General features: G+C 68.5%; 17 protein-coding genes and 1 pseudogene. 10 read left to right on the top strand and 8 right to left on the bottom strand.

All coding sequences use genetic code 11. From position 1 onward, the window contains the following. Positions 1-20: 20 nt before the first annotated feature. The 5 genes from ACZ7IB_RS14000 to ACZ7IB_RS13980 all read left to right on the top strand — a co-directional run bounded on the left by ACZ7IB_RS14000 (position 21) and on the right by ACZ7IB_RS13980 (position 6,079). Positions 21-992: a quinone oxidoreductase family protein gene (locus tag ACZ7IB_RS14000; RefSeq protein WP_470912573.1), complete on the top strand. Its 972-nt coding sequence runs from the start codon at positions 21-23 to the stop codon at positions 990-992. A gap of 39 nt (positions 993-1,031) precedes the next feature. Continuing rightward, positions 1,032-1,949 carry a TauD/TfdA dioxygenase family protein gene (locus ACZ7IB_RS13995; protein ID WP_470912570.1) on the top strand — a complete coding sequence of 306 codons (918 nt, stop codon included), beginning with the start codon at positions 1,032-1,034 and terminating at the stop codon, positions 1,947-1,949. A 30-nt stretch (positions 1,950-1,979) separates the two neighbouring features. Further along, positions 1,980-3,311: an MFS transporter gene (locus tag ACZ7IB_RS13990; protein ID WP_470912568.1), complete on the top strand. Its 1,332-nt coding sequence runs from the start codon at positions 1,980-1,982 to the stop codon at positions 3,309-3,311. Beyond that, positions 3,308-3,892 carry an RBBP9/YdeN family alpha/beta hydrolase gene (locus ACZ7IB_RS13985; protein ID WP_470912566.1) on the top strand — a complete coding sequence of 195 codons (585 nt, stop codon included), beginning with the start codon at positions 3,308-3,310 and terminating at the stop codon, positions 3,890-3,892. Before ACZ7IB_RS13990 ends, ACZ7IB_RS13985 begins: the two co-directional genes overlap by 4 nt. Positions 3,893-4,063: 171 nt before the next feature. Beyond that, positions 4,064-6,079: an acetoacetate--CoA ligase gene (locus ACZ7IB_RS13980; RefSeq protein WP_470912564.1), complete on the top strand. Its 2,016-nt coding sequence runs from the start codon at positions 4,064-4,066 to the stop codon at positions 6,077-6,079. 389 nt (positions 6,080-6,468) lie between these two features. Here ACZ7IB_RS13980 and ACZ7IB_RS13975 read toward each other — a convergent pair whose 3' ends face one another. Further along, positions 6,469-6,612 (bottom strand): hypothetical protein, encoded by a 144-nt coding sequence (locus tag ACZ7IB_RS13975; RefSeq protein WP_470912562.1) that lies wholly within the window; start codon positions 6,610-6,612, stop codon positions 6,469-6,471. Continuing rightward, complete coding sequence (locus ACZ7IB_RS13970) at positions 6,612-7,007, bottom strand: hypothetical protein (RefSeq protein WP_470912933.1); 396 nt, start codon at positions 7,005-7,007, stop codon at positions 6,612-6,614. Before ACZ7IB_RS13970 ends, ACZ7IB_RS13975 begins: the two co-directional genes overlap by 1 nt. On the opposite strand from ACZ7IB_RS13970, the gene ACZ7IB_RS13965 reads away from it, so the two are divergent. Next, positions 6,917-7,198, top strand: coding sequence for a transposase (locus tag ACZ7IB_RS13965; RefSeq protein WP_470912561.1), 282 nt, complete (start codon positions 6,917-6,919; stop codon positions 7,196-7,198). The genes ACZ7IB_RS13970 and ACZ7IB_RS13965 overlap by 91 nt on opposite strands. Positions 7,199-7,647: 449 nt before the next feature. On the opposite strand, the gene ACZ7IB_RS13960 is transcribed toward ACZ7IB_RS13965, so the two are convergent. Beyond that, positions 7,648-7,824 (bottom strand): hypothetical protein, encoded by a 177-nt coding sequence (locus ACZ7IB_RS13960; protein ID WP_470912559.1) that lies wholly within the window; start codon positions 7,822-7,824, stop codon positions 7,648-7,650. Between ACZ7IB_RS13960 and ACZ7IB_RS13955 the strand changes: the two genes are divergently transcribed. The 4 genes and pseudogenes from ACZ7IB_RS13955 to ACZ7IB_RS13940 all read left to right on the top strand — a co-directional run. Further along, complete coding sequence (locus ACZ7IB_RS13955; RefSeq protein WP_470912555.1) at positions 7,819-7,992, top strand: hypothetical protein; 174 nt, start codon at positions 7,819-7,821, stop codon at positions 7,990-7,992. The genes ACZ7IB_RS13960 and ACZ7IB_RS13955 overlap by 6 nt on opposite strands. 400 nt (positions 7,993-8,392) lie before the next feature. Further along, positions 8,393-8,899, top strand: a complete 507-nt coding sequence (locus ACZ7IB_RS13950) for a DUF4232 domain-containing protein (RefSeq protein WP_470912553.1) — start codon at positions 8,393-8,395, stop codon at positions 8,897-8,899. A 305-nt stretch (positions 8,900-9,204) separates the two neighbouring features. Further along, on the top strand, positions 9,205-9,408 hold the full coding sequence (locus ACZ7IB_RS13945; RefSeq protein ID WP_470912551.1) for a hypothetical protein: 204 nt from the start codon (positions 9,205-9,207) through the stop codon (positions 9,406-9,408). 3 nt (positions 9,409-9,411) lie between these two features. Further along, positions 9,412-9,462, top strand: a pseudogene (locus tag ACZ7IB_RS13940) (hypothetical protein); the annotation flags it as partial. Between the two features lie 138 nt (positions 9,463-9,600). On the opposite strand, the gene ACZ7IB_RS13935 reads toward ACZ7IB_RS13940, so the two are convergent. The 5 genes from ACZ7IB_RS13935 to ACZ7IB_RS13915 all read right to left on the bottom strand — a co-directional run bounded on the left by ACZ7IB_RS13935 (position 9,601) and on the right by ACZ7IB_RS13915 (position 14,195). Further along, positions 9,601-9,825, bottom strand: a complete 225-nt coding sequence (locus ACZ7IB_RS13935; protein WP_470912932.1) for a hypothetical protein — start codon at positions 9,823-9,825, stop codon at positions 9,601-9,603. Positions 9,826-10,045: 220 nt separating this feature from the next. Further along, complete coding sequence (locus ACZ7IB_RS13930; protein WP_470912549.1) at positions 10,046-11,065, bottom strand: ABC transporter ATP-binding protein; 1,020 nt, start codon at positions 11,063-11,065, stop codon at positions 10,046-10,048. Next, a complete protein-coding gene (locus tag ACZ7IB_RS13925) occupies positions 11,062-12,159 on the bottom strand; it encodes an ABC transporter ATP-binding protein (protein WP_470912547.1) in 1,098 nt (365 codons plus the stop codon). The genes ACZ7IB_RS13930 and ACZ7IB_RS13925 overlap by 4 nt, the downstream gene beginning before the upstream one ends. Next, positions 12,156-13,091 carry an ABC transporter permease gene (locus ACZ7IB_RS13920; RefSeq protein ID WP_470912544.1) on the bottom strand — a complete coding sequence of 312 codons (936 nt, stop codon included), beginning with the start codon at positions 13,089-13,091 and terminating at the stop codon, positions 12,156-12,158. Before ACZ7IB_RS13920 ends, ACZ7IB_RS13925 begins: the two co-directional genes overlap by 4 nt. A gap of 3 nt (positions 13,092-13,094) precedes the next feature. After that, the gene (locus ACZ7IB_RS13915; protein WP_470912541.1) at positions 13,095-14,195 is read right to left on the bottom strand and encodes an ABC transporter permease; all 1,101 of its coding nucleotides are present in this window, start codon (positions 14,193-14,195) and stop codon (positions 13,095-13,097) included. Between the last annotated feature and the right edge of the window lie 3 nt (positions 14,196-14,198).

Raw genomic sequence — 14,198 nt, 5'->3', positions numbered from 1 at the left:
ACGAGCAAATGGAGCACGCCTTGGCACACGCCATTCGATTCCACGAAACCGGTGGCCCTGAGGTCATGCGGTGGGAACAGGTCGTCGTCGGCGACCCGGGTCCGGGCGAGGTACGGATCCGGCACGTCGCCGTCGGACTCAACTTCGCCGACACCTATTTCCGCACGGGCCTGTACCCGGCTCCGCTGCCTGCGGGGCTCGGCGTGGAGGCCTCGGGTGTGGTCGAGGCCGTGGGCGAGGGTGTGTCGCATGTCGCCGAGGGCGACCGTGTGACCTACACCGGCAGTCCGCTGGGTGCCTACAGCACGGAGCGGGTCATGCCCGCGGATTCACTGATCAAGCTGCCGGACGAGATCGGCTGCGAGACCGCCGCGGCGATGACCATGCGCGGACTCACCTCGGCGTACCTGCTGCGCCGGATCCACCCGCTGAAGTCCGGCGATACCGTGCTGCTCCACGCGGCGGCCGGCGGCGTCGGTCTGATCGTCTCCCAGTGGGCGAAGCTGCTCGGCATCACGGTGATCGGCACGGTCTCCAGCGAGGAGAAGGCCGAGGTCGCCCGCGCCCACGGCTGCGAGCACATCATCTACTACCGGCGCGAGAACGTGGCCGAGCGGGTGCGTGAACTGACCGACGGCAAGGGCGTCCCGGTCGTCTTCGACAGTATCGGCAAGGACACCGTCGCCGGATCCATGGCCTCGCTGCAACGCCGCGGCCTGCTGGTGTGTTTCGGCACGTCCTCCGGGGTCCCGCCGCTCGACGCCATGCAACTGGCCATCCACGGCTCGCTGTTCGTGACCCGGCCCGCACTGGCCGACTACATCGCCGAGCCGGCGGAGCGGGACGCCTTGGCCGGGGAGCTGTTCGGGCACGTCGCGGCCGGTCGCATCAAGATCGAGACCAACCAGCGCTACGCCCTTCAGGACGCGGTACAGGCCCATCGCGACCTGGAAGCGGGACGGACCACGGGATCTTCCGTCTTCGTCCTCTGAGCTCGCCGTGCCCCGCACGTGACCCCCAGGAGTGAGCACATGCCCCAGACCGTCCGCCCGAAGGAAGACACGCCTGCCCTGGTGCGTCCGGGCGTCCTTCGTAACTCGATCAAGGTTGAGCCGCTGACCTGCACCATCGGCGCCGAACTGTCCGGTGTGAACCTCGGCGACGCCGCGCGCGACGGCGATCTGTTCTCCGAGATCAAGGCGCTGCTGCTGGAGTACAAGGTCCTGTTCCTGCGGGACCAGGACATCACGCGCGCCGAACACATCGCCTTCGCCGGGCGCTTCGGCCCGCTGGAGGACCATCCGGTGGCCGGCAGCGACCCCGACCAGCCAGGTCTGGTCCGCATCTACAAGGATCTGGACAGCAAACCCGAGCACTACGAGAACGCGCTGCACTGCGACGCAACCTGGCGCGCGTGCCCGCCCATGGGCGCCGTGCTGCGCTGCGTGGAAACACCAGAGGTGGGCGGTGACACGATCTGGGTCAACATGGCTGAGGCCTATCGCAGGCTGCCGGAGCACATCAAGACGCAGATCGCGGGCCTGCGCGCACGGCACAGCATCGAGGCGACCTTCGGTGCCGTGATGCCGACGGAGCAACGTCACGAGCTGAAGGCCCGCTTCCCGGACCCGGAGCACCCGGTGGTGCGTGCCCACCCGGAGACCGGCGAGCAGATTCTCTTCGTCAACGCCTTCACCACGCACTTCGTCAATTACCACACGCCGGAGAACGTGCGCTTCGGCCAGGACTACGCGCCCGGAGCGGGCAGTCTCCTGAACTACCTGATCAGCCAGGCGGCCGTCCCCGAGTACCAGGTGCGCTGGCGTTGGCAGAAGAACAGCGTCGCCATCTGGGACAACCGCTCCACCCAGCATTACGCCGTCCAGGACTACTGGCCCGCCGTCCGCAAGATGGAGCGCGCGGGGGTTGTCGGCGACAAACCTTTCTGAGCCCCGACCAGAGACGAAAAGGTGATGCCAATGGGACTGCACACTGCCGGCACAACGGTGCCGGGGACGTCTCCCGCCGCACCGGCTGTATCCCGTAGCTATGCCTGGCTGGTGTTCGCCCTCGGTTTTGGGCTTCTGCTGTCCGACTACATGTCGCGACAGGTCCTCAACGCGGTCTTTCCCCTCCTGAAAGCGGAATGGCTGCTCTCCGATGCCGAGTTGGGCTCTCTCAGCGGCATCGTGGCCCTGATGGTCGGAGTGCTCACCTTCCCCCTGTCGCTTCTGGCGGACCGCTGGGGCCGGGTCAAGATCTTGGTCATCGCCGCGACGGCGTGGAGCCTGGCGACCCTGGGCTGCGCCATTTCCGCGAGCTACGGCGAGATGTTCCTGGGCCGGTTCATGGTGGGCGTCGGAGAGGCGGCCTACGGGAGCGTCGGCATTGCGGTGGTCCTCAGCGTGTTCCCCATCGGTTTGCGGGCCACGCTCTCCGGAGCCTTCATGGCGGGAGGGTCGTTCGGATCCGTGCTGGGCGTGTCGGTCGGCGGTGTGATCGCCCAGGAGCATGGCTGGCGGTGGGCGTTCGGCGCGATGGGAATCCTCGGACTGGTCCTGGCCGCGGCCTACGGCCTCGTGGTCACCGAGAAGAGGCTGGGCCCGGCGTCCATCCGTAACAGCGCCGTGTCCGGCGAACGCGCCCCCATCAGGACCCAGCTGCCGCGGCTGTTCTCCTCGGTCTCCGTGGTCTGCGCCTACATCGGCAGCGGGCTGCAGATGTTCATCGCGATGGCCCTGCTCGCGTGGATACCCAGTTTCCTCAACCGGTACTACGACATGCCTCCTGCGAAGGCCGGCCTGGCCGCCGGGGTCTTCGCGCTGATCAGTGGCATTGGCATGATCCTCTGCGGGATCGTCGCGGACCGCCTCAGCCGGAAGGCCGCGGCTCGGAAGTGGATCGTTGCGATCGTCTGCGCGCTCGGGTCGTTCGTGCTGTTGATGGCGGGATTCCACTTGCCGGTCGGCCCGCTGCAACTTGTATTGATCGCGGCCGGGACCCTGGTGGCCGGCGGCACCGCCGGTCCGGCGGCCGCCATGGTGGCCAATCTGACCCCCGCCGCCATTGCTGCGACGGCTTTCGCCACCCTCACTCTGGCCAACAGCCTGCTCGGGCTGGCCCCCGGGCCCGCGGTGACGGGCATGCTCGCGGACCACCTGGGCCTGCTCGGCGCACTGCAGGTGATCCCGCTCGTCGCGCTCGCGAGCAGCGTGGCCTTCACCATCGGCAAGTTCTCCTACGAAAATGACCTGCGCCGTCTGGGGCTGTTCCCCGGCCCGGCGCTCAAGACCCCGGAGCTGCAGTCATGAGTCTCAGCGCACAGCCGATGGTCGTCTTCGTCCCCGGACTGCGCGATCATGTGCCGGACCACTGGCAGACCGTCCTCGCCAACAAGATCGCCGACGCCCGAACCGTTCCCCCGCTGGAGAAGGACAGACTGAGCCGCGACGCCCAGGTTGCCGCACTCGACAAGGCGCTGTCGGACATCTCCGGGCCCGTCGTACTGGTTGCCCACAGTGCCGGGGTGATGACCACCGTGCACTGGGCGCAACGACACCGGCGTCCCGTCAAGGGCGCACTGCTGGCGGCGCCGCCGGACTTCGACACGCCGCTGCCGGAGGGCTACCCCACCCTGGAAGCCCTGCGCGAAAACGGCTGGACGCCGACGCCGCGGACACCCCTGCCCTTCCCCAGCATCGTCGCGGCGAGCACGAACGACCCCCTGGCCGCTGCCGATCGCGTCGCCGATCTCGCCAGGGCATGGGGGAGCCGCCTCGTGGACCTCGGCCCGGTCGGACACCTCAACCCTGCCTCCGGCTACGGCGCATGGCCCCGGGCGGAGGAGTTCGTCCGCGAGCTCGCCCGAACCTCGTCCGACATGTCCGCCTGACCGGCGACGGCCTTGCCGCACGGCTCCCTCCTGCCCGCGCCGGGCAGGAGGGAGCCGTGTGCGGCCGAACACCCCTCGTTGCAGACATGTCGATGCGCCCCGTAGGCCCTTCCCCTGGCCGGCCTCCGCGCACCGGTCCCCACCCGCACGACCCCGCCCCTGGAGGCGCTGATGAGCACCGATACCGACCTGCTGTGGTCCCCCAGCCGCTCGACGGCCGAAAGCTCCAACATCGCCGGCTTCATGCGCTGGCTGAGCAAAACACGGGGGCTGTCCTTCTCCGACTACCCGGAGCTGTGGCGGTGGAGCACCACCGACGTGCCCGCCTTCTGGTCGGCGGTATGGGAGTTTTACGGCCTCGACGCCGTCAGCAGCTACGACGAGGTGCTGGCCGACGCGTCGATGCCCGGAGCCTCCTGGTTCGGGGGAGCGCGGATGAACTTCGCCGAGCAATGCTTCGCCCGTACCACCGACGAGCGCCCGGCCTTGATCAGTATCTCCGAAGGCGGCGTTCCGGTGGAGACGTCATGGCGGCAGCTCGGACGCGACGTCGCTGCTCTCGCCGCATCCCTTCGCGAGATGGGGGTGGGGCCCGGTGACCGCGTTGCCGGATACCTCCCGAACACGTCGCATGCCGTGGTCGCGTTGCTGGCCAGTGCCGCTGTCGGCGCGGTGTGGACCGTGTGCTCGCCGGACTTCGGTACGTCCAGCGTGCTCGCGCGGCTGCAGCAGGCGCAGCCGACGGTTCTGGTGGCCGCCGACGGCTACTCCTACGGGGGGAAGAAATTCGACCGACGTCCGGCGGTCGCTGAGATCGCGGACGGGCTGCCCACGGTCCGGCATCTGATCGCGGTCGGCCACCTCTCCACGTCCTCAACCACCTCACCGTGGTCGCAGCGGCCTCAGCTGGAGCAGCACACGTGGTCCACGCTTCTCGACAACCAGGCCGAACTCACCTTCGCCGGCGTCGCCTTCGACCACCCCCTGTGGATCCTGTGGTCATCGGGCACCACAGGCGTACCGAAGGGCATCGTGCAGGGGCACGGCGGCATCGTCGTCGAACTGCTCAAGGCCCTCGGTCTCGGCGTCGACCTGCGGAGCGACGACCGCTACTTCTTCCATACGTCCACCAGTTGGATGGTGTGGAACTTCATGGTCGGCGGCCTGCTGCACGGCGCCACGATCGTCCTGTACGACGGCAGCCCCACATACTCCGACGTCCACGGCGTCTGGAGGGTCGCCGAACAGACGCGCGCGACGATGGTAGGCGTGGGAGCGGCCTACCTGGTCGCCGCAGAGAAAGCGGATGCACACCCAGCAGCTGAGATCGATCTGAGCGCTCTGCGGTCCATCCTGCAGACCGGCTCATCGCTTCCCGACAGCACGTGGCGCTGGGTTTACGACCGTCTCGCTCCCGACGCCTGGCTGCAGTCGATCTGTGGAGGGACCGATGTCTGCTCGGTCCTCGCGGGGGGCTCCCCGCTCCTGCCGGTGCGGGTCGGCCGGATCCAGTGTCCCGCGCTCGGCGTCGCCATCGCCGCCTGGGACGCCTTCGGACAGCCGCTTGTCGGGGCGCAGGGGGAGCTGGTGGTGACGGCACCGCTTCCCTCGATGCCGTTGCACTTCGTCAACGACCCGGAGAATCAGCGCTATCTGGCGAGTTACTTCGATGTCTATCCCGGAGTCTGGCGGCACGGCGATTGGGTCACGGTCGAACCGGACCTGTCGGTCGTGGTGGCGGGCCGTTCGGATTCAACACTCAACCGCATGGGCGTGCGGATGGGGTCCGCCGACATCTACGCCGTTGTCGAGCAGCTTCCCCAGATCGCAGACAGTCTGGTCATCGGCGCCGAACTGCCGGACGGCCGGTACGTCATACCGCTCTTCGTCGTCCTCGCCGAAGGGGAATCCGTCGACGACACACTTCGGAGTGCCATCGCGACGTCGATCACTCACACGCTCTCACCTCGGCACGTTCCGGATGTCATCGTTCCGATAGCTGCCGTGCCGCGCACCTTGACCGGGAAGAAGCTGGAGGTCCCCGTCAAGCGCATCATCCAGGGAGCCCGCGCCGCTGATGTGACCGCTGAGGGCGCCGTCACCCACCCCGAGATGCTGGCCTGGTTCGAGGGGTTCGCCACCAGGCTCCCTTCCGGACACCGACGCGTCCGCCGAGACGGTAGATGATCGCCATGCCCCTTCCTGGGACAGCCCGCTCACCGGATCCATCACAAGCGTCGAAGAACGCGGATTGACGACCCGCAGCAAGGATGCAGGGGCCGCGGATCATCGTCGCCCTGCCCGGCGGAGGTCATTCACCTCCGGCGTTCGCAGTGACACTTACCCAAGGCCGGATGAGGGTGCTCAACCTGTCCGGTGGTGTCGTCACCGCCGGGAAGGAGTGGACCGACGACGGTGCTGCTGCACGGCCGCGGGCAATGAGTTTCCCTGCTTGCGGGCGGCCGACTTCCTGCCGTCCACGAACAAGCAGCCGAGACGCGGGCGCCATCTCTTTCCCCGCCTGCGTGCGGAAGTTCCGTACGACCCAGGGTGGGCTGTTGTGGAACTCCCGCACGTCATGCTTCGTCTGCTGGGGCTTTGGTCCGCACGGCACCGGGCGCGGTCAGTCCGGCGGCGACGAACGCGATGACCGTCTTCGTGGACGGGAACACGGCGGACTCTGTGGGCAGCTTGGCCAGGGGGCGTCCGTTGGTCTCCATCACCAGGCTGAAGGCCGGGCGGCAGCGTTCGGTGACTTCCTGGGCGGCAGGTCGGGCAGTGCGCGCCCGATCCGTACTTCGAAGGGGGCCGGCGTGAAGAGGGTTGGCATGTTGGCGAGTTGGCCTGCGGGCAGGGACGTACGTGCCAGGAGGTGGCAGAGCATGCGGCCGTCGCGGGTGCGGACGAGGTCGGCGAAGCGTTCGACCAGGGTCGGTGTGCGGCTCGTCGCTCTGCCGCAGTCTGGCGTTCGTCGGCGTTGAGGGGCAGAGGGGGCCGGGCCGTTGGACCCGTTGTTGGCCTTCTGTGTGGCCCAGGCGAACATCTCGGCGACCGCGGGGCCGCTGGAGCCGATCTGGGGGTGGCCGAGGCTGTCGCGGAGGGAAGCACTACCCACCGGAGTCCAGGGCGGACGCGGTCGCGCCGTACCAGCCGCATCCCGGAGCGACGATCGAGGCGGTCGCCGCTGATCCGGGAGTCAAACCGGAGACGCTGCGGAACTGGGTGCGGGCGGCCGGAGCGAAGCGGCCCCGGGTATGCCGGCCGGAGGTGCCGGCGGAGCCGCCCATGCCGCTGGCGGCGGAGTAGGCGACCCTGCGCAAGGGGATCCGCGAGTTGGTCGAGTAACGCGAGATCCTGCGGAAGGCGGCGAGGTATTTCGCCGGGGATTGTGTCCTGAACACGAAGGGGAGTTGGCTGTAGGACACTCTCCCGCGCCGAAACGGGCCTCGACTACGCCTCCTCCAAGGCGGTGCTCGTTCCGCTGACCGGCTCCCTCCGGGGCTTCGCCGAGCACGAAGACATCAGGTGTGTCGACCGCATCCACCTCTGACAACCTGCGCCACCACGGCAGTCAGGCTTGCGACGAGGACGCCCGAGCGCCCGAACGGCGAGGCCACCTCAAGGAGGGGTGACCCCGCCACACACGCCGCTCCTGCTTCGCACACCCGCGGCCTGCTCAGGTCCGTACGCGCAACCACAGGGCTCAGCCCAGCGGACCGTCGGAGGCCGCCGTCGGTACTTCCCGATCGTGGACGTCAGCCCTCAAGCTTCCGGCACAGAAGGGCGTCCGGGGTCTTCCCCGCGGCCCAGGCGCCGGTGAAGGCGACACCCGCGGGTTTGCGCACACACTGGCCACGCACCTCGGCCACTACGCCTACCCGGCCGCCCGCGCCGCGGCGGCCGACCTGCTGCCGGACAAGGTGATCGTGCATGCCACGCTGCTGTCCGCGCTCACGCTCCTCGCCCCGGCCGCCGGCGTCGACCAGCTGGCTTTCGCCACCCGGCTTGCCCAGGCCGACCCGCCCGCCACAATGCAGCTCGCCGACTTCCTCGCCCAGGCCGTCACCGCAGAAGCCGGAGCCGGAGCCGACCGAGCGTGAAGCTGAGAGGCTCACGCTACGCAACCTCCCAGGTCCCCGGATCACCGGGAAGGTACCCGGGGGTCTGGGGGATGGAATGCCCTGTCCGTCTGGGGCGTCTGGGAGGTTCACCCACTGTTTTGCCTGGTGGGCGCGCTCCTGGGGGGAGAGCTGGGAGGCGGAACTCGTCATTCGGCTCGCGACCGCTTACGTCCTCTGAGCGACCGGGCGCGCCCTTCGGCCCGCTCCTTCAGGCGTGTGGTCGAACTTCAACGGTACGTATGGGTTGCACACACCTGGCCGCACGGCCGTGTCAATCCTGAGACATTCCCCGCGAGAGTTGAGGGGCAGGAATTGTGTTGACCATGGTTCTGATGGAGAACACCCGCAGGGCCATTAAGCGAGGCAAGGAGTGTTCAGGATGCGTACGAACTGGAAGTTCGCCGTCACCGTCGCCGCCACTGCGCTGACGGGTGCTGCTGGTGCGGGAGTCGCGCAGGCTTCGCCCGTAACGGCCGGCAGCGCCGCCCCTTCGGCCTGCCGGCCGGCCAACCACACCGCGAAGATCATTGAGGCGCCCGCCAGCGCAGGGCACCACCACTACCGCGTGACGCTGACCGCGCCGCGCGGGTACGAGCCGTGCAAGCTGGCCGGTTCGCCCACCAACGTGCGGTTCTCGGACCGCGGTTCGGAGATCGGGGTCACTGCTGGCCACTACGGCAACCAGGCAACCGTGGTGACCTTCGGCCCGGGCCACCCGGTGCACTTCGATATCCAGGTTCCCAGCAGCGGCCGCAGCACCGCCGCGAGGGAGGCATCGTTCACGCTCCAGGCTCCGGACGGGGAGATCCCCGGCACGTCCGTCGCCCAGGGCAAGCTCACGGTGGCCACCGGTACCCTCGTCGGTCCGGTCCAGCGCGGAGCCTGACCTCCTCCCACAGCCCCGGTGCGTCCCGCGGCAGTGTCACGGCGGCGGGACACACCGGGTCTTTCGTGCACGTCGTACCGCCGAACGGCCTCAAACGTCACGTCTTCTCGTAGTGCGCATCTTCAGTCCTCGACACGCTCCAGGACCACATACGCGCATGGACCGGCACATGCCCCACCTGCCACCGCGACATACCGAAGAGGAGCGCGCCGAGTTGTCGCGTTGGGTGGGTGGTGGGGCGGGGTCTCGTCCGGCCGAGCGCGCGGATCGTCCTGTCTTGCGCGGATGGTGCGTCAAGTTCCCAGGTGGCGGCCGACTTGGGCGTGAACGTGGCGACGGTACGCAAGTGGCGCTCCCGGTTCGCGGGCCTGCGGGTGGCGGGCTTGGTCGACGAGCCGTGGCCGGGCCGGCGCAAGTCGGAGCTGGTACTCAGTGAGGCCGAGCGCGCGCAGTTGACGCGCTGGGCGAGGCGGGCGAAGGCCGCGCAGTTTCTGGCACTGCGCGCGTAGATTGTGCTGCGGTGTGCGGAGGGCGGGACGAACAAGCAGGTCACCGCCGAACTCGGGGTGGCACAGGCGACGGTCAACCGCTGGCGGTCGAGGTTCGTGCTGGCTCAGGCCCGGGACGACCACCTGTCCTGGCGAGAGGCGGTTGGGCAGGGTGTCGGCCCGGTTGAGTTGCGCTGTGAACCCGTTGGCGGCTCACACGCCGGCGCCGAGCGAGCCGTTGCCGAGAGGCATGGCCTGTGGCGGTGCGGTGTTCGGCTGGTCGAGTATCACGTCCGACCGGCCGACCACGCCTGGCACGTCGACCCGAAACGCGCCGTCGTGCCATGCGGTGCTCGCCCCGTCGCCGACGGACGCTGAGGAGACCCCCGGCCGAACGACCACAGCGATGACGGACGCGAAGGCCAATGCGACGGACATGGACCGATGCCTTTTCCGGAAATGGAACGACAGTCCTGTCCTCCTCAGGTCGCCATGAGGAGGACACAGAGATTGATGAAACGTATGACCCGGCGGCCGACCCAGGTGAGCTGCGCAATGCGATCGGCGACCGAAGTACGCAGGTGCGCACGCCCGTTTCCGCGCAAGGCAGGACGAGCTCTGCTTCCGGTGGGCGGAGGTCACCGGAAGCCGGACCGTCTCAGGCATGCAGGACGCAGTCCACCACCTGCCCTGAGGGGAAGGCGACCCGGGGCGGTGCGGCCTGCCCGCACTCGACACGTGCCAGCGGGCAGCGCGGGTGGAACCGACAGCCCGGCGGCGGGGCGATCAGGCTCGGCGGTTCCCCCGGCGACGAGGTGATGTCGAAGGCGCTGCCCGCGTCCGGGGCAAGGAGCCGCTCTGGGTCGGGCGAGGAATCCAGCAGGAGCTTTGTATAGGGGTGTTTGGGGCGCTGGATGACTTCTTCGGTGGGCCCCGACTCGACGATCTGTCCCGCGTACATCACATGAATACAGTCCGCGAGATAGCGGGCGCTGGCGATGTCGTGGGTGATGTACAACAGGCTGAGACCCTCCTCATCCCGCAACCGGGCAAGGAGGTTGAGCATGTCCAGGCGGATCGACACATCGAGCATCGAGATCGGTTCGTCGCCGATCAGGACACTGGGGCGGACCGCGAGGGCACGGGCGATCACGACGCGCTGACGCTGGCCGCCGGACAGTTCGTGGGGCAGCTTGTCGATGAATTGCTCGGCCGGTGTGAGGTTGACCTTCTCCAGGAGTTCGAGGACCTGGAGCCTGCGTTCGCTCTTCGAAGCCGCCGCATGGCCGTGCAGCCGCAGCGCCCTTTCCAGATTGTGCCGGACCCTGCGCTGCGGGTTGAGTGAGCCGAAGGGGTCCTGGAAGATCATCTGTACGGCCGAGTGATAGGCCCGCGCGGCCTTGGACTTCGGGTGCACGGCGGTGCCGTTCAGCCGGATCTCCCCCGCGGTGACACCGTGGAAGAGGGCGAGGAGCCGGGCGAGTGTGGTCTTGCCGCTGCCGCTCTCGCCCACCAGGGCGACGATCTCGCCCCGGTGGAGCGTGAGATGGGCTTGCTCCACGGCGCGCACCACCTGATGCCGGCCGAGGCCGCGGCTGACGTCGAAGTGGCGACTCACCCCGACCGCCTCGAGTACGGGCGCCCGCTCACGGGCCTGCGCGGGAACGGTGGTCGTCACCGGTTCAACTCCTCGTGTGGGGCGGATTGTTCCGCACGCTCGGCCGCAAGCAGGGGATCGCACGTATGCAGATGGCAGGCAACCTGACGGTCTCCCGCCGCTACGAGCTCGGGGGTGCGGGTGTCGCAAGGTGCGAACGCCCGGTCGCAGCGCGGGTGGAAGGCGCACCCTGCGGGAGGGGACACCAGGCTCGGCGGGGCGCCGGGTATGCCGGTCAGTTGCCGCTTGGGCGCGAAGAGCGGCGGGAACGAGTCCCGCAGACCGCGTGTATAGGGGTGTTTCGGGTCGGCGTAGAGAACCTTCGCCGGGCCCTCCTCCACAATGCGTCCGGCGTACATGATCGCGATCCGGTCGGCAAGTTCGAGCAGCAGGGACAGGTCATGGGTGACGAAGACCACGGCGAAGCTGAGCTGTTCGCGCATGCGGAGCACCTGCGAGAGGATCTGGCGCTGCATCACCACGTCGACGGCCGTGGTGGGTTCGTCCATCACAATGAGGGACGGTTCGCAGGCCAGGGCAAGCGCGATCGAGGCGCGCTGACGCATGCCGCCGGACAGCTCGTGCGGATAGGCGCGAAGCCGGTCCGCGGAGATGCCGACCATGGCGACCAGTTCGGCTGCCCGCTCCCACGCGGCCTTCCTGCCCATCGTCGGATCGTGGGCGCGCAGGACGTCGGCGAACTGCGCACCGAGCCGCATCACCGGATTGAGCGCATCCATGGCGGACTGCATCACGATCGCCATCTCACTCCACCGCAGCCGGCGCAGCGCGCGCTCCGGCTGCGCCACCAGGTCCAGAGGGACGGAGCCCTCTCGGTGCAGGTGGATCGAGCCGTTCGTGGTCACGGCGGGCATCCGCTGCAAGCGGGTCAGTGCGGTGACCAGCGTCGACTTGCCCGATCCTGACTCACCCGCGACCCCAAGGATTTCACCCCGGTGCAGGTCGAAGGTCAGCTCGCGGCAGGCCACGACACCGGGGTCGGGCGCGGGCCTGACGTATTCGACGGTGAGGTCCTTCACCTCGAGCAGGAGGTCCTGCCGGTGCTGCGCGGGGTCGGCAGCGACCGCGCTCTCCGGGTATGCGGCGCCGGTCATGACGGGACCTCCTGGGTATGCGGGGCGGCCGACGTCGGGACCGGCCGGGCAGCCGCCTTGGCACGCCTGTCCACCTGGCGGACGAGGCTGCGCCGTGCAGCTTTGAGACGAGGGTTGGCGATCTCGTCGATGCCGAAGTTCACCAGACCGGTGGCGAGGCCGAGCAGGGCGATGCAGGCTCCCGGTGGCACGAACCACCACCACATTCCGCGCAGCAACGCCGACTGCTGGTTGGCCTGCTGAATCATCGTGCCCCAACTGACCGCGTCAGGGCTGGTGATACCGAGAAAGGCGAGCCCGGCCTCGGCGAGTACCGCCCCGACCACCGCGTGCAGGAACATCGCGGAGATCCAGCCGGCCAGGTGCGGCATCGTCTCGACGCACACCAGACGCCATCGGCGCTCGCCGAGCATGCGCATCGCCATGATGAAGTCCCGCTGGCGCAGGCTCAGGGTCTGGGCCCGCAGGGTACGCGCACCGCCGGGCCAGCCGAAGAAGCCGATGAGGAGCCCGATCATCAGCACCCCGCCGCCCTGCAGATATCCGGCGACAACGAGGATCAGCGGGAAGACGGGGACGACCAGGAAGAGGTTCGTCAGAAAGTTGGCGAACCCGTCGGCGTGGCCGCCCGCGAACGAGCCGATGACTCCCACAAGCACCGCGATGGCGGTACTGATGGTCCCGGCGATCAGCCCGACCATGATCGAGCCGCGAGTTCCGACGAGGAGCTGCGCAAGGACATCCTCTCCGCCAGTTGTCGTACCCAGCCAATGCGCGGCGGACGGCGGCTGCTGGGTGGCCTGGTAGTCGATGGCGTGCGGGTCCAGACCGAGCAGGGAGTTGAGGCTGGGGCCGAAGATCGCGAGCAGGCCGTACAGGAACAGGATCGCGAGGCCCGTGCGGACCTTCCAGCTGTGCAGGAAGTCCTTCATGGTTCAGCTCACCTCCCGGGTGCGCGGGTCGAGGAGGCTGTACAAGGAGTCCGCGACGAAGTTGGTGAACAGGGTCGCCAAGGTCACGAGCAGGAAGACCGCCTGCATGAGGGGGTAGTCCCGCTTGTCGATGGCGTCGAACAGCAGGAATCCGATACCGGGGTAGGAGAAGACCATCTCGGTCAGCAGGGAGCCTCCGACGACATGGCCGAGGGCCAGCGCGAAGCTGGTGAAGCTGGGCAGGATCGCGTTGCGGGCGCCGTAGCGGGTCATCACCCGCCAGGGAGACAGGCCCTTGGCACGCCCGAGCTGGACATAGTCCTCGCTGACGGTGGTGACCGTCATGTTGCGCATGCCCACCAGCCAGCTTCCGGCGGAGGCGAGAATGATCGTCGCCACCGGCAGAGCTCCGTAGTGCAGCAAGCTCAGGACGTAGCCGATCGATCCGGGCGCCGCGTCGGGTGCGTATCCGCCGGAGAGCGGGAACCAGCGCAGCTTGAAGCCGAGCACCCAAACCGCGAGCAGGGCGATCCAGAAGTACGGCACGGAGGTGGTGAACATCGCCAGCGGGGCCATCACCGAGTCGGCGAGGCGCCCCGGCCGCCACCCGGCGACGACGCCGAGGACGATCCCGATGACGAAGGCGAGGACGGTGGAGATTCCGGCCAGCATCAGGGTCCAGGGAAGGCCCGTCGTGATCAGGTCGGAGACGGGCACGGGGAACCGGCTCACGGAGACGCCGAGGTCCAGATGCGCGAGGTTGCCGAGGTAGTCGACGTATTGCTGGAACAGGTTGGCTTTCGGGTCGCCGAACAGGGCCCGGATGTTTTCGACGGCCCCCGGCGGCAGCTGCTCTCCCCCGGAGGTCTTCTGGAACTGGCGGAGAATCACCTCAGCGGGGTCGCCGGGCATCAGGCGCGGAATAAGGAAGTTTGCGGTGACAGCGGCCCAGGCGGCGACCAGGTAGAAGCCGATTCGCCTGCGCAGCGGCCGCCAGCGGCCGGAGGAACGGCGGCGCCCGGGCGCTGCGGCCGGGGCAGGTGGGGCCCCGGCCGCTGCGGATGTGGCGGAGGAAGGAGTTTCCTCCGCGGTGCATTCGGTCATGGC

The organism is Streptomyces sp. NPDC037301 (assembly GCF_055602785.1).
Note: the sequence above shows the minus strand (reverse complement) of the source record. Positions and strands in the feature narration are given on the sequence as shown.

Bases quoted from the DNA above. Each gene is read 5' to 3' on its own strand.
- ACZ7IB_RS13995 (WP_470912570.1), top strand. From the start codon at position 1,032: ATGCCCCAGACCGTCCGCCCGAAGGAAGACACGCCTGCCCTGGTGCGT.
- ACZ7IB_RS13990 (WP_470912568.1), top strand. From the start codon at position 1,980: ATGGGACTGCACACTGCCGGCACAACGGTGCCGGGGACGTCTCCCGCC.
- ACZ7IB_RS13985 (WP_470912566.1), top strand. From the start codon at position 3,308: ATGAGTCTCAGCGCACAGCCGATGGTCGTCTTCGTCCCCGGACTGCGC.
- ACZ7IB_RS13980 (WP_470912564.1), top strand. From the start codon at position 4,064: ATGAGCACCGATACCGACCTGCTGTGGTCCCCCAGCCGCTCGACGGCC.
- ACZ7IB_RS13975 (WP_470912562.1), bottom strand. From the start codon at position 6,612: ATGGAGACCAACGGACGCCCCCTGGCCAAGCTGCCCACAGAGTCCGCC.
- ACZ7IB_RS13960 (WP_470912559.1), bottom strand. From the start codon at position 7,824: ATGCACGATCACCTTGTCCGGCAGCAGGTCGGCCGCCGCGGCGCGGGC.
- ACZ7IB_RS13950 (WP_470912553.1), top strand. From the start codon at position 8,393: ATGCGTACGAACTGGAAGTTCGCCGTCACCGTCGCCGCCACTGCGCTG.
- ACZ7IB_RS13935 (WP_470912932.1), bottom strand. From the start codon at position 9,825: ATGTCCGTCGCATTGGCCTTCGCGTCCGTCATCGCTGTGGTCGTTCGG.
- ACZ7IB_RS13925 (WP_470912547.1), bottom strand. From the start codon at position 12,159: ATGACCGGCGCCGCATACCCGGAGAGCGCGGTCGCTGCCGACCCCGCG.
- ACZ7IB_RS13920 (WP_470912544.1), bottom strand. From the start codon at position 13,091: ATGAAGGACTTCCTGCACAGCTGGAAGGTCCGCACGGGCCTCGCGATC.
- ACZ7IB_RS13915 (WP_470912541.1), bottom strand. From the start codon at position 14,195: ATGACCGAATGCACCGCGGAGGAAACTCCTTCCTCCGCCACATCCGCA.